Raw genomic sequence first — 13,588 nt, 5'->3', positions numbered from 1 at the left:
ACGTGTCGGTTGCTGCGAGACCTGGGAGACCAGGGCGAGCGGCCCCATCGTTTAGTGGCCTAGGACGGCGCCCTTTCACGGCGTTAACACGGGTTCGAATCCCGTTGGGGTCACCAGGCAATGTGATCGACATGCAAGGCCCTGTAGCGCAGCTGGTTAGCGTGCCGCCCTGTCACGGCGGAGGTCGCGGGTTCAAGTCCCGTCAGGGTCGCCACGGATATGAGCCCTCTCTCACGAGAGGGCTTCTGTCCGATGTGGGCGTCTTCTCGCAAGTCGCCCGCTCGCCTGGGTAGCTCAGTTGGTAGAGCGTTCGACTGAAAATCGAAAGGTCCGCGGATCGACGCCGCGTCCAGGCACCACCCGCCGGTCCCAGTGATTCACTGAGGATCGGCGTTTTTCGTGATCGGCACCACGTCGTGCTCTGCCCGCAACTGCGCGCGAGGCGTAGTTAATCAGAGCCGCAGCGACGGCGTCGAGGTCGTCGTCGAACAAGTCCGTGTACATGTTGAGCGTCATCGCGGCCGACGCGTGCCGAGCATTCGCTCCACCGACTTCAGATTGGCGCCTGCCGCGACTGCCCGGCTTGCCGCCGCGTGCCGGAGGTCGTGCATGGTGACCTTCGGGAAGTCGGGATCGCCGTCCTAAATATCCCGAACGGCGGAATCGAAGTGCCGGCAATGGAAGTTTCCTCCCCGCAGCCTTTTGGTGTATGACAGCAATTCGATTTGCAAGTGAGATTCGCGCTCAGCAAAGCGACGACGATTGCATCTCTTGGCGGACAGCTATGTTCGACACATGGACAGTGGCTGGTGGAGCTCGTGGCAGTGGGGACTCGTGAAGGACGCGATCATCCCGCTCGCCGCGATATTAATCCCGACTCTCTTCGCCCTGTGGCTAGCAAGGATCGAGCGCCGAGCAGCGGCACGTAGCCACTACCTCGAGCGCAGGCATAGCGCCGCGGAGGGCGTGATACTGGCTCTCGCGCAGATGGTGTCAATGAACCCGTCCATGGAGGAAGTTGCGCCGCTTCTCCGTGACTTGCGAGGGCGCATCGCTGTGTACAGGGCTTCACTGTCCTCAGGGGACGTACTGTCGGGCGACTGGTTGGCGATCAAGCACTCCGAGGGCCTGGCAATTTGGGCCGAGGCACAAGCCCTTCTGCAACCTGTAGCGGGCACGCCACCTTTGAGCCCGGACGACCTGCTGAGGGTTCTCTTCCCCGGCCAGCGCTGGGCGCAGAACACGTTGGAGACACTCTCCGGCTGGCTTTCGGGACACGTCTCGGACGAGCACTTGCGGCTTGAGGGGTCTGCTCTTAGTGCTACACGACAGCAACCGTCGCCTGGCTGATGGCCCTAAGATGAAGCCCCCGAGTTCCCCTTAAGGACGAGCCCGGGGCTTCTGTGTGCCGTTCACGAGCACTAGTCAGGCTAGTTCGGGCCGGTGATCGAAACTCCTGCGGAAGTACCGAGTCATCGCCTCACGGTCGATCGTCTCGTTCGCCGGCGCGCCCTCGATGGCACCGACGCGGGCTCGTGCTTCCGCCCACGGCGTATCGCGGCGGTGCGTGAGATCGCTCAACTCTGCGCCTGAGAGAGCCCCGTAGTTGCTGAGGACGGCGTCGATGACAACCCGTTCTTCGTCGCTGACGGCGTTGGCATCTCCCCGGCGCCAATCGCTGACCGAGTAGAGGCCCCTGTGCTCGTTGTACAAGGCGTAGGCGACTGGTCCTCGAGTCCAAGCTGAAAATTGCTCTTCGAACAGTGGTCTTCCCAGCAGGGCGAGCGTCCAGCCCTGGCTGAAGTACGTCAGCTTCTGAAGCTTCATGGTGGAGATGGGCCCGGTGAAGCGCTGCGTGATGTACGCCGCGACGTCGTGGATGTTCGTCATCGAGATCGTCCCTCCTCGCCCTTGTCCTCTTTGACACTAGCCTCTGCTGCAGACGCCGCCGGCGTCTGACCCGCGGTATGTCCACCAACGCCGAACCTGATCCGGGCCTCGGTCAGCTGCTGCAGGCGCCCGCGCGCGGTGGCCAACTCAGGTGAGGGATCTACACCTCCGCGCCGCAGCGCTCCCATACCGAGAGCGATGACCTGCGCGATGGTCCATCCGATGCTGATGTCCTCTGTCGTGAACTCGACCGGCTCCCGAGTGTCGAGCATCAGGACTCCGAGGGACTCTGCACCGTCCTTGAGCGGGATGAGGAGGGTGGACTGCCAAACACTGTTGGCCGGGCGATCCACAGGGATCTCGGTCTGGTAGGGATTGCTGATCGAAACTGCGCGGTGTCCTTCCGCCGTCTCGATGACCGCCGCGCCGTGCGGAGTGTCGGCGGTGAACTCGTTACGAGGTCGATCGCTTCGTCCGCCAAAGGACTCAAGTCGCAGGTATTTGGAGCTGGCCAGGATCACGGCTTCGTCCTCGGTCCCCGATACGTCGCCGTCCTGCGCCTCATCAGCTTCATCCAGCTTGTACACGCAGATACGCACTCCGTCGTGTGACATGAGGTGCCGGGCTTCCCGGAGGGCCGCGGCAAAGAATCGAGCGCTGGCAGCCTTGTCTTGGTCGGACATCAGCAGCTCGATCACAACCTGCAGTACAGAGGAGAGCTCATCGTTGAACCGCGTCAAGTGCTTCATACGCCTGCGCTCGTCTCGCGCTGCCTGCCGGATGCCGTGCACCTGATTCACGACTTCCAAAGCAAAGCCCGCCACCAGCACGACAACACTGCCAAGCATGAGAGTCGAATTGACACCCTCCTCAGGAGACACTGCGAACCCGACCCCGGTGGTACCGAATGCGGCCAGGACAAGAGCCAGGACGAGAGCCCCCCATGTCCAGAATCCGTCGCTGAGGGTGTTGCTCGCCTTCGCCGCGGGCGGAACGCTTCCCTCTTGAGGCTCTCGAACGCCCATCAGCACCCTTCGGTAGTCGTGCTGAGTAGCACAGTTGTAAGTGTCGTCGTTTTCAGGGCGGGAGCATGCCACCCGAACGGGGCCGTTTTTTGCCTTGCCCACACGCTGACCACAATTGGCACGCATTCGTTGCCATCGAGGCCCACCGCAAGTGACCCAACGATGCTTCGAACATCAGGATCAGCTCCGCGCTCGCCGTACTTGGGCGAGCCTGTGTTCGACTGAAAATCGAAAGGTCCGCGGATCGACGCCGCGTCCAGGCACCACCCGCCGGTCCCCGTCATAGACGTCAGGGCCGGCGTCCTCATTCCCGGGTCGGCTCAGATCCCGGACGCGAGCGCCGCCTCGAAGGCCGCGAGCACCTCGCGGGAGAAGAGCACGAAGCGGACCAGCTCGATGCCGTCGGCCGCCCCGTCGGCGAGCGCGCCACGCACCGCGGAGACCGCCACGCGCGCCGCGTCGTCCACCGGCCAGCCGTAGACGCCCGCCGAGACCGCGGGGAAGGCGACGCTGCGGATCCCGAGGGCGGACGCCACCTCGACCGACCGGCGGTAGGCGCTCGCGAGTACCGCGGTGCGATCGTGGGACGCCGACCAGACCGGGCCGACCGTGTGGATGACGTGGCGCGCGGGCAGGCGGAAGCCGGGCGTCGCGATCGCGTCGCCCGCGGGCAGGCCGTCCGGCAGCTCGTCGGCGCGGATGCGGCGGCAGGCGGCGAGCAGCTCGGGACCGGCCGCGCGGTGGATCGCCCCGTCCACTCCCCCGCCGCCGAGGAGCGACGAATTCGCGGCATTGACGATCGCATCGACGTCCTGCCGGGTGATGTCGCCGCGCACGGCCTCGATGAGCGTCATGGATCCAGCCTGGCCCGGGTCGTCGCGGGCGGTGGACCCGCGCGGACGACGCTGTCCGGCGGGCGGCGACCGGAACCGTTCGGGTGGGCTCCGGGCGCATCGGAGGTATTCGGAGGCCGAGGAAGAAGGGATTGGGCGACCCCGCGAGTCCGCTTCCGGTCGACGGCCCGGTCGCGCGGAGGGGACCCGGGGATACTGGAGCGGTCGGTGCCCTCCTGCCGGCGTCGACAGGAGTCCCATGGCAACGCCCGCATCCCGCCCCGCCCCCGAGCGCACCGACGGCTACGTCGCGCTCCGCAGCTACGCCGCCATCGGGGACGGGCGCACCGTCGCCCTCATCGCGGAGGACGGCGACATCGACTGGCTGCCGCTGCCGAACCTGCACACGCCGCCCGCGTTCGCGGCGATCCTCGACGCCCCGCACGGCGGCCGGGTCACGCTGCGGCCCGACGAGGACTTCGAGGTGACGCGCGCCTACGTGCCCGGCACCAACGTGCTCACCACCACATTCACCACGGCGTCGGGCAGCGTGCGGGTGACAGACGCGCTAGTGACCGGCGTCGCCGGGCGGCTGCCGTGGTCGGAGCTGGGGCGCCGGGTCGAGGGGCTCGCGGGCGAGGTCGCGATGAGCTGGCTCGTCGCGCCCGGCACCGCGCTCGGCACGTCGTCGCCGTGGGTGCAGACGACGCACAACGGCCCCGTCATCCGCGTGGACGGCGTGACGCTCGCGGTCGTCGGCCTCGACCACGGCCCCGCCGAGCCCGGGACGCAGTCGCTGTCCGGCGCCTTCACCACGAAGGAGGGGTCGCGCCACGTCATCACGATGGTGGGCACCGAGCGGGAGCCCGTGCGAATCCCGAACCCGGAGATCGTGGACGAGGGCATCGACCGCACCATCCGCAACTGGGAGTACTGGAGCGCCGAGTTCCGCTACGAGGGCGAGTGGGCCGAGGCCGTGCAGCGCAGCGCCCTCGCGCTCAAGCTGCTCGTGCACGCGCCCACCGGATCCATCGCCGCGGCCGCGACGACCTCGCTGCCCGAGCGGATGGGCGGCGGCAAGAACTGGGACTACCGCTTCGCCTGGGTGCGCGACCTCGCGTACACGGTGAACGCGCTCGTGAAGTTCGGTCTCCGCGAGGAGACGCACGCGGCGGTGTCCTGGATGCTCCGCACGATCCGCGACAACGGCCCCGACCTCCACGTCTTCTACTCGCTGGAGGGCGGCGTGCCCGAGGGCAGCTCGAACCCGGAGGTGCCGGGTTGGCGCGGCGTCGGGCCCGTCGTCGACGGCAACGACGCGCAGTCCCAGCTGCAGCTGGGCGTGTTCGGCGACCTGTTCGACGTGGTGCGCACCTACGTCCGCGACGGCAACGTGCTCGACGCCGAGACCGGCCGGCTCCTCGCGACCTTCGCCGACCGCACCTGCGACATGTGGCAGAAGCGCGACGCCGGCATGTGGGAGCTCGAGGACGAGCAGCACTACACGACGTCGAAGCTCGGCTGCTGGCAGGCGCTCGACTGCGCCGTCGAGCTCGCGGAGCTCGGCCAGATCCCCGGCGTGCCGGACCGGTGGCGGGCCGAGCGCGACCGGATCCGCACGTGGGTCGAGGAGGAGTGCTGGGACGAGGGACGCGGGGCCTACGTGATGCACCCGGGCAGCCAGCGGCTCGACGCGAGCATCCTGCTGCACTCGATCTCCGGCTTCGACCGCGGCGAGCGCATGTCCTCCACGCTCGACGCGCTGCGCTCGGAGCTCGGCCGCGGGCCGCTGCTGTACCGCTACTCCGGCATGCCCGAGGAGGAGGGCACGTTCACGGCGTGCGCCTTCTGGCTGGCCGGCGCGTACGCGTGCGTCGGGCGGATGGACGAGGCGCGCGAGCTCATGGACCAGCTGGTCGACCTGGGCAACGACGTCGGCCTGTACTCCGAGATGATCGACGCCGACGACCACGCGTTCCTCGGGAACCTGCCGCAGGGGCTCAGCCACCTCGCGCTCGTGAGCGCGGCGCTCACGATCGACGAGCTGTCGGGCGGGAAGGTCCGCTCGACGCGGACGCCGCGCGCGAAGCGGTAGCGCGGGCCGCCCACGCCGCGCGGGCCGCGCGGGCCGCGGGCTACGCGCGCGGGCGGAGCGGGCCGGCGAACTCCGTGCGGACGCCGCGGGAGAAGAGCACCGAGTCGGGCGCGCGGTCGACGATGCCGCGGAGGCCCGCCGCCGCGACGAGCTCGTCGTCGAGGCCGACGAGCTCGGCCCGTTGCAGGGTCCACGCGTCGTGCGTGTTCGGCCAGTACCGCGTGACGCCGCCGCGGGCCACGTGCATGCCCCAGCGCGCGGTGAGGAAGTCGGCGAGCGGATCCCCCTCCACCTCCTCGCCGAGCGGTCGCACCGAGATGCGCGACGACGGGCGCGCGCCCGTGTGCCGGCGCGAGGTGTAGGTGACGACGCCGTCGTGCTCCTCGTGCGTCATCGACGCCCACATGTAGGGCAGGCCGAGACCGACGCGCGCGCCGATGGTGGGCAGCAGCTTCGCGGCCTCGAGCGAGCGGAAGACCACGCCGCGGCGGCCGTCGTCGCCGACGCTGTAGAGGCGCACGTTGAGCTCGGCGAACGTGCCGGCCCACGGCACGGCGGGCAGGGGCGGGAAGGCGCTGCGGGACAGGACGAACGGGATGAGGCCGACCCAGCTGGATCCGTCGTGGACGTCGGGGCGCGTGCCCGGCGGGAGGAGCGGGGCGACGAGCGCGGGATCCACGCGCCAGTGCACGAAGGCGAGGTCGCTCCAGACCTGGCGGATGACCGCGCGGCCGGGCAGGTCGGGGGCGGCGGCGGAGACGGGATCCGCGGGGCGGGTCATCGTGCGCGCCCCGGGGTGTCGGCGGGCGCGGCGGTGCCGGCAGGCGACGCGGGCGATGCATCGGCGGGCGCGGGGCGGCCGGCCGCGCGGATCACGTCGATGAGGCCGCGGCGCATCTCCTCCGAGCGGGCGAGCTCCGGGACGACGTCCTGCTCCAGGGCCTGCGCGCGCTCCCACGCCTCGGTGCCCGCCTCGGTGCGCGCGACGACGTGGCGGCGGCGGTCGGCGGGATCCGGCGCGCGCGACACGAGCCCCTCCCGCTCCAGCCGCTCGAGCGTGCGCGACATGGTCTGCGTCTCGACGTGCGCGGAGCGGGCGAGCTGGATCTGGCTGAGCGGCCCGTCGCGGAGCAGGTGCAGCGCGATGAGGCCCGCGTGCGTCACGCCGAGGGTCGCGAGCGCCTCCGACCAGGCGTGCTCGACCGCGCGCGCCGCCGTGGACAGCAGCCGACCCGTCGGCCAGCTGGCCAGCTCGTCCTGGGCGGACATCCCTGCCGCCATGCGCGCACCTCCTGCTACAGTCATTGTCAGCAGGCTTACTATCCGCCTGCTGACCATCCCATCGTAGAGGAGCAGGCCGCATGGGCACCGTGAAGGACATCGTCCGCCAGATCGTCGTCATCTCGAGCATGGCGTTCGCCGTCATCGGCTCCGCGTTCGGGTCGGGCGCGTTCAGCGACCAGAGCATCCAGAACGCGTCGAGCGGTGCCTTGAGCGCGAGCTACACGCCTGTCGCGCCGGCCGGCCCCGCGTTCTCGATCTGGAGCGTGATCTACCTCGGCCTCGTCGCGTACACGATCTGGCAGGCGCTCCCCGCCCAGCGCGCCGACGAGCGCCAGCGCCGCGTCGGCTACCCCGTCGCCGTGACGCTCGTGCTCAACGCCGTGTGGATCCTCACCGCGCAGGCAGGCGCCCTGGTGCTCAGCGGCGTCGTGATCGTGGCGCTGCTCGTGACGCTGATGTGGGTCTTCCGCGCGCTCATGGCGACGCGGCCCCGGAACGCGGTCGAGGGCGTCGTGCTCGACGGGACCATGGGCCTCTACCTGGGGTGGGTGAGCGTCGCGTCGATCGCGAACATCGCCTCGATCCTCACGGCGTCGGGCTTCCAGCCCGGCACCACCGGGCGCGACGCCTGGGCCGTCGTGCTGCTGGCGGTCGCCGGCCTCGTCGGCGCGGTGCTCGCGCTCCGCGACGGCGGGCGGCTCGCGCCCTCCGCGGCGATCGCCTGGGGCCTCGCGTGGGTCGCCGTCGGACGGCTCACGGGCGAGCTGCTGTCGACGCCCGCCGCCGTGGCCGCGGTCGTGGCGGCCGCCGCGGTCGTGGTCGTGACGCTCGTCGCCCGCGCACGTGCCGGGTGGACCGGGCGGGTCGCCGCGCGTCCCGCGGTCGCCGCCGCCCGCTAGCGCCGTGCGTCGGCCGGCCGTGCGTCGGCCGGCCGCGGGTCGGCCGGCCGCGCGTCGGCCGGCCGCGCGTCGGCCGGCCGCGGGTGGGCCGGCGCCGGATCAGCCCGCCGCGGCTGCGCGGTAGGCGGCGTCTGCCGCGTGCTTCGCGTCGACGAGGCGCTGGATCCTGCGGTCGGTGTCCGCGTCCGGCCGCGTGAGCTCGGGGTGGGCCGCCCGCCACGCGACCACGCCGCGGACCGCGAGGTGGAACGGGATCCGCGGCTGGAACGCGGGGACCAGACGGCGGATCCGCGTCGTGTCGAACACGGCGCTGTGCGAGAGGTCGCCGAGGACGAGCTCCGACCAGCACCAGTCGGGCTCCACGATGGGGAACTGCTCGGCGGGCACGTGCACCAGCCGCGCCTCGACGCCGAGCGCGTCGGCGACGAGGTGGTGGATCCGGTCCCACGTCATCACGTCGTCGCTCGTGATGTGCAGCGCCTCGCCGACCGCGCGCTCGTCGCCGAGGATGCCGACGAGGCCGACCGCGAAGTCGTCCGCGTGCGTGAGCGTCCACAGGGACGTGCCGTCGCCCGGGACCACGACCTCGTCACCGCGCGCGATGCGGTCGACCACGGTCCAGTCGCCCGCGAGCGGCGGGCTCGCCTCGTCGTACGTGTGGGACGGGCGGACGATCACCACGGGGAAGCCGCTCGCGGCGTGGTGGCGGAGGAAGGCGTCCTCCATCGCGATCTTGTCGCGCGCGTAGGAGAGGGACGGGTTCGCGCGGAGCGTCGATTCGGTGATGGGCGTCTGCAGCGCGGGCTTGCGGTAGATCGACGCCGAGCTGATGGCCACGAACTGGCGGGTGCGGCCGGCGAACAGCCCGACCCGGCCGTCGGCGCCCGCGGCGTCGAAGGACAGGAAGTCGACGACAGCGTCGAAGGTGCGGTCGCCGATCGCGGCGAGGAGAGCGGCCGGGTCCTGGACGTCGGCGACGCGCGTGGTGACCCCGTCGGGTGTGCCCCGCCCCTTCGCGTCGGCGCCGCGGTTGACCACCGTCACGTCCATCCCGGCGGCGACGGACGCACGGACGCACGCGGCGCTGATGGTGCCCGTCCCCCCGAGGTAGAGCACGGACAGGCGGGCGGCGTGTGCGGTCACGGGGGTCCTCGTCATCGAAGCGGGGGCGCCGGTCGGATCCGCGCCCTGCGTGCACGCTACGCCCGCTGCCGCCCCCTCCCCACCCGTCGCGGAGGGGGAAAGGTTGCGGACATCGGGGGCGCCGTGGACGTCCGCCGCGCGCCCCGCGTAGGTTCCGCAACGACCGCACCGACGCATCCGCCCGCGGCCCGCTCCCCTCCCTGCCTCGCGGCGCGCGGGTGCCGGGCGCGTGGCGCCGACCCTCGAGAGGGACCCATGCCCGCCACGCCATCCGATCCGTCCTCCGCCGGGCGCCGCCCGACCGCGATCCCCGACGCCCGCCGCGCGGATGCGGTGATCACGGTCCGCGGTGCCGACGGGGAGGCGCTCCGGCACGCCGACGTGCAGGTCGAGCAGGCGTCGCAGGACATCGCGTTCGGCAACATCGGCTTCGACCTCATCCCGCTGGCGAACGGCGAGACGGATCCCGAGGCCGCGGGCGTCGAGGCCTTCGGCGGCGCGCGCCTCGAGGGGCTGGAGCGCCTCGCGGAGCAGTGGCTCGACGTGTTCGACACCGCCACGCTCCCCTTCTACTGGGGCCGGTTCGAACCCGTGCGCGGGCGGCCGGACACCGAGCGGCTCCTCACGACCGCCCGCTGGCTGCGTGAGCGCGGCGTGGACGTGAAGGGGCACCCGCTCGTGTGGCACACGGTGACAGCGCCCTGGCTGCTCGACCTGCCGCTCGACGAGGTGGAGCGCGTGCAGCGGGAGCGGATCCGGCGGGATGTGGGCGACTTCGCCGGGGTGATCGACACCTGGGACGCCATCAACGAGGCCGTGATCATGCCCGTGTTCGATCGGGAGGACAACGGCATCACCCGGCTCGCGGCGGCGCGCGGCCGGCTCGCGATGGTGCGCCTGGCCTTCGACGAGGCACGCGGCGCGAACCCGGCCGCCACGCTGATCCTCAACGACTTCGACCTGTCGCCCGCCTACGAGGAGCTCATCGAGGAGGTGCTCGGTGAGGGGATCCCCGTGGATGCGATCGGACTGCAGACCCACATGCACCAGGGCTACCGCGGCGAGGAGGAGGTGCTCGGCATCGTCGATCGGTTCGCGCGGTTCGGGCTGCCGATCCACATGACGGAGACGACGCTGCTCTCGGGCGATCCGATGCCGCCGGAGATCACCGACCTCAACGACTTCCGGGTCGAGAGCTGGCCGTCGACGCCCGCGGGCGAGGAGCGGCAGGCGGACGAGATCGAGCGACACTACCGCTCGCTCGTCGGGCACCCGGCCGTGGCGGCCATCACCTACTGGGGGCTCACCGACGACGGCATGTGGCTCGGCGCGCCCGGCGGCCTGGTGCGGGCGGATGGCACGCCGAAGCCGTCGTACGAGGCGCTCCGCCGGCTGATCCGCGAGGAGTGGCGACTCGCGCCGACCACGTCGCGGACGGACGCGGAGGGGCGCGTGCGCGTGACGGCGTTCGCGGGCGGCGTGCGGGTGGCGCACGCCGGGCGCGCGGCCGTGGTGGCCGTCGCTGCGGGGGCGTCGGAGGCGGACGCGACGCTCGGCTAGGCGGAGGCGCGAGCGCGGGTCGCGGCGTCGGCACCCGCGGCCGCGTCGACGCCGGCCGCGCCGCCGTCTTCGTCCGTCGCGGGCGCGCTGCCGGCCGCGACCCCGCTCCCCCGGCGGGCGCGCGGGAGCACGCGCGCCAGGTCGAGCACCCCGCGCACGTCGCGGCGCACGGCCGGGACGAACGCGATCGCGAGCGCGTAGAGCACCGCGGTCGTGCCGACGCCCGCGAGGAGCTGCAGCACGTCGGATCCGGTGTCGACCATGGCGAGGAGCGCGCCGGTCGCGACGCTCACCGAACCCACGACGCCGATGATCCGGAGGGCGCCCATGTAGAGCCGGCGCGTCGGGATCGGGGCCTTGCGCGAGAGCCACCACAGCGAGATCGGCCAGCAGATCGCGGGCGCGGCCGCGTACCCGGCGGCGATGCCCACGATGCCGAACGAGGAGCCGATGAGGATGCAGCTCACCTTGATCACCGCGCTCAGCAGCGAGAAGCGGAAGAGGTCGCCCGTCAGGCCGCGCGAGACGTAGACCCAGTAGCCGACGAAGGCGAGGGTGTCGAAGATCCCGGCGATGGCGAGGAGGCGGAGGATCGGCGCGACGCTGTCCCACTGCGGCCCGAGGAACACCGCGGTGATCGGCACGGCGGTGGCCGCGACGAGGCCGAGGCCCGCGCCGAGCGTGTAGCCGAGGGCGAGCTGGCCGCGCGCGACGTAGTCGGCGAAGCGGCGCTGCTCGTCGGCGAGGCGCGAGAGCACGGGGATCGCGACCGTGGTGAGGGGGCTGCGGATCTGCGCGAGCGGCGTCATCAGCAGCTGGAACGCGCGGTTGTAGATGCCGAGCGAGCCGGCGCCGAAGCGGAGGCCCACGAGGAACGTGTCGATGTTGTTGCTGACGTAGCCGACCATCTGGCTCGAGACCATGTTCCATCCGAAGCGCAGCAGCGGGCCCATCGGCTCGCCGCGGCTCGGGAGGCGCGGGATCCAGCGGGCGAAGCCGACCGCGAGCGCGAGCAGCACGAGCGTCTGCGTGAGCTGCTGCGCGACGAGCGCCCAGTAGCCCCAGCCGAGGAGCGCGCCGCCGATCGCGACGAGGAGCGCGACCGCGGGAGCCGTGACGTCGGCCGTCGCGAGCGCGCGGAAGCGGAGGCTGCGGGTGAGGCTCGCGCGGTACTGGGTCGCGAGGCCGTTGAAGACGAAGGTGAGGCTGAGGGCGTGGGCGATGGGGATGAGCTCGTCGTGACCGAAGACCGCCGCGAGCGGCCAGGCCGCGCAGAAGACGAGCGCGGCGAGCACGAGGCCGATGCCGGCGTTGATCCACCAGAGGTTGTCGCGCTGGCCGCGGCTGAGGTCACGCGCCTGGATGGCCGCGTTGGAGAGGCCGAAGTCGCGGAAGATCTCGCCGACGCCGATGATGGCGAGCACCATCGCGAGCAGGCCGTAGTCGGTGGGCGTGAGCAGCCGGGCGAGGACGACGACGGACGCGACCTGGATGAGGATCCGCACGAGCTGCGCGCCGATCGTGACGATCGCGCCGCGGGCCGCGCGGGCGCCGAGGCCCTGCGTGGCGGCGGGCGGCGTCTCGGGCGCGGGAGCGGCGGCGGACGCGGGGTCGCCGGGCAGGGCGGGATGCATGGGGCTCCGTCGTCGGGTCGAGGAGGGGTGGCGATCGGGTCGGCCGCGGGTGACGGCCGGATCACCGCGAGCTCGGGTGTCGGGTGGTGGGGTCCGCCGGGTATGCGGGCCCTCGTCGATGCTATCCGCGTGGCCGCGCGGATCCAGCCCCCGAACGCGGGTGGGCCGGCTCAGCCCCGCTCGACGCCGCGGCGGATGCGGAGCGCGCGCCGGTACGCGGATGCGTGCGCGGTGCCCGCGCGGTCCCAGTCGCGCGCGGAGAGGTCGGGCGACGCGGCGCGGGCCCCGGTGCGCACGGCCTCGGTGGCGCGGAGCAGCGCATCGGGCGTCAGGTCGCCGTCGAACAGGTGGATCCAGCCCGGGCCGACCTCCTCGGCGAGCGCGCGGTTCACGGCGTTGTCGGGCACGAGCACGGGCCGGTCGAGCGAGAGGGCCGCGAGCGCGCCGCCGGAGTTGTGCATGAACCGGTACGGCAGCACGACGAGCTCGGAGGAGGTGACGATGTCGACGAGCTCGGCGTCGGACTGGAAGCGGAGGTCGAGGCGGATCCGGTCGTCGCCCGCGGCGAGCGCGCGGATCGTGCCGGCGAGCTCCTCGGTGGATGGGTTGCCGCCGATGCGCAGCGAGAGGTCGGCGCCCGCGTCGCCCGCGCCGCGGAACGCCGCGACGAGCTGCTCGACGCCCTTGTACCGGCGGACGAGGCCCACGTAGCCGAGGCGGCCGGGCACGGCGTCGGCCCGCGGCTCGTCGCGGAACCAGTCGCGGTAGTGGCCGTGCAGGATCGTGGCGTGCGGCTGGTCGGCCGGGATCTCCGTGATCGGGTTCACGCGCACGCGCAGCGTCGTCATCCGCTCCATGAGCGCGAGGAGCAGCGTCTCGCGTCGGCCGATGCCCTGCGGCCGCTCGAGGTTGTGCACGGTGCGGACGATGGGGATCCGCCCGAGCGTCAGCTTCGCGAGCAACGCGACCGTGAGCGCCTGGCGCACGGCCTTCTTCAGGGGACTGCGGCCGTCCACGAGGATCTCGGGCCAGTGCACGTGGAAGACGTCGTACCGGCCGAGGAGCGCGGTGCGCCAGCCGAAGTGCAGCGGGCGGACGCCGGGGGTCTGGGCGAGGGCGCGGCCGAGCATCACGATGTACGGGTTCGTCGTGGGGCGCGGCGCCGGCGACGACTGGAGCACGACGAGATCGCGGCCGGGCGGGCGGGCGGGGACGGTCATGGAGC

11 protein-coding genes and 3 tRNA genes are annotated in these 13,588 nt (G+C 71.9%); 6 read left to right on the top strand and 8 right to left on the bottom strand.

The features are described 5' to 3' along the window. Positions 1-40: 40 nt before the first annotated feature. The 3 genes from KYT88_RS04305 (at position 41) to KYT88_RS04295 (ending at position 359) form a co-directional block, all read left to right on the top strand. Positions 41-116: transfer RNA gene (locus KYT88_RS04305), tRNA-Glu, on the top strand. Between the two features lie 21 nt (positions 117-137). Beyond that, positions 138-214, top strand: a tRNA-Asp gene (locus tag KYT88_RS04300). 69 nt (positions 215-283) lie between these two features. Next, positions 284-359 (top strand) — tRNA-Phe (locus tag KYT88_RS04295). A gap of 1,066 nt (positions 360-1,425) precedes the next feature. On the opposite strand, the gene KYT88_RS04285 is transcribed toward KYT88_RS04295, so the two are convergent. From KYT88_RS04285 to KYT88_RS04275, 3 genes are all read right to left on the bottom strand, one after another. Next, positions 1,426-1,890, bottom strand: a complete 465-nt coding sequence (locus KYT88_RS04285; protein WP_043588304.1) for a Panacea domain-containing protein — start codon at positions 1,888-1,890, stop codon at positions 1,426-1,428. After that, positions 1,887-2,738, bottom strand: coding sequence for a GAF domain-containing protein (locus KYT88_RS04280; RefSeq protein ID WP_043588302.1), 852 nt, complete (start codon positions 2,736-2,738; stop codon positions 1,887-1,889). The genes KYT88_RS04285 and KYT88_RS04280 overlap by 4 nt, the downstream gene beginning before the upstream one ends. 497 nt (positions 2,739-3,235) lie before the next feature. Then, the gene (locus KYT88_RS04275; protein WP_043588300.1) at positions 3,236-3,769 is read right to left on the bottom strand and encodes an O-acetyl-ADP-ribose deacetylase; all 534 of its coding nucleotides are present in this window, start codon (positions 3,767-3,769) and stop codon (positions 3,236-3,238) included. 238 nt (positions 3,770-4,007) lie between these two features. On the opposite strand from KYT88_RS04275, the gene KYT88_RS04270 reads away from it, so the two are divergent. Beyond that, the gene (locus tag KYT88_RS04270) at positions 4,008-5,843 is read left to right on the top strand and encodes a glycoside hydrolase family 15 protein (RefSeq protein ID WP_043588297.1); all 1,836 of its coding nucleotides are present in this window, start codon (positions 4,008-4,010) and stop codon (positions 5,841-5,843) included. Positions 5,844-5,883: 40 nt separating this feature from the next. Here the strand turns inward: KYT88_RS04270 and KYT88_RS04265 are convergent, their stop codons facing one another. Both KYT88_RS04265 and KYT88_RS04260 read right to left on the bottom strand, forming a co-directional pair. Beyond that, positions 5,884-6,624: a YqjF family protein gene (locus tag KYT88_RS04265; RefSeq protein WP_043588295.1), complete on the bottom strand. Its 741-nt coding sequence runs from the start codon at positions 6,622-6,624 to the stop codon at positions 5,884-5,886. After that, a complete protein-coding gene (locus KYT88_RS04260) occupies positions 6,621-7,124 on the bottom strand; it encodes a MarR family winged helix-turn-helix transcriptional regulator (RefSeq protein WP_237583783.1) in 504 nt (167 codons plus the stop codon). Before KYT88_RS04260 ends, KYT88_RS04265 begins: the two co-directional genes overlap by 4 nt. A gap of 80 nt (positions 7,125-7,204) precedes the next feature. Here KYT88_RS04260 and KYT88_RS04255 point away from each other — a divergent pair, with 80 nt between their 5' ends. Further along, positions 7,205-8,026 (top strand): TspO/MBR family protein, encoded by an 822-nt coding sequence (locus KYT88_RS04255; protein WP_237583782.1) that lies wholly within the window; start codon positions 7,205-7,207, stop codon positions 8,024-8,026. Between the two features lie 99 nt (positions 8,027-8,125). Here the strand turns inward: KYT88_RS04255 and KYT88_RS04250 are convergent, their stop codons facing one another. Continuing rightward, a complete protein-coding gene (locus KYT88_RS04250) occupies positions 8,126-9,169 on the bottom strand; it encodes an NAD-dependent epimerase/dehydratase family protein (RefSeq protein ID WP_043588294.1) in 1,044 nt (347 codons plus the stop codon). Positions 9,170-9,424: 255 nt separating this feature from the next. Between KYT88_RS04250 and KYT88_RS04245 the strand changes: the two genes are divergently transcribed. Then, positions 9,425-10,729: an endo-1,4-beta-xylanase gene (locus KYT88_RS04245; RefSeq protein ID WP_043588292.1), complete on the top strand. Its 1,305-nt coding sequence runs from the start codon at positions 9,425-9,427 to the stop codon at positions 10,727-10,729. On the opposite strand, the gene KYT88_RS04240 is transcribed toward KYT88_RS04245, so the two are convergent. Beyond that, positions 10,726-12,363: a lipopolysaccharide biosynthesis protein gene (locus KYT88_RS04240; protein WP_237583781.1), complete on the bottom strand. Its 1,638-nt coding sequence runs from the start codon at positions 12,361-12,363 to the stop codon at positions 10,726-10,728. The two genes, KYT88_RS04245 and KYT88_RS04240, sit on opposite strands and share 4 nt — an antisense overlap. A gap of 170 nt (positions 12,364-12,533) precedes the next feature. Further along, positions 12,534-13,583, bottom strand: a complete 1,050-nt coding sequence (locus KYT88_RS04235; RefSeq protein WP_043584801.1) for a glycosyltransferase family protein — start codon at positions 13,581-13,583, stop codon at positions 12,534-12,536. Positions 13,584-13,588 lie beyond the last annotated feature (5 nt).

It is taken from the genome of Clavibacter sp. A6099, from assembly GCF_021919125.1.
GTDB classification, from domain to species: Bacteria; Actinomycetota; Actinomycetes; order Actinomycetales; family Microbacteriaceae; genus Clavibacter; species Clavibacter seminis.
The sequence above is the reverse complement of the archived record's forward strand: the minus strand, read 5'-3'. Positions and strand labels throughout refer to the sequence as shown.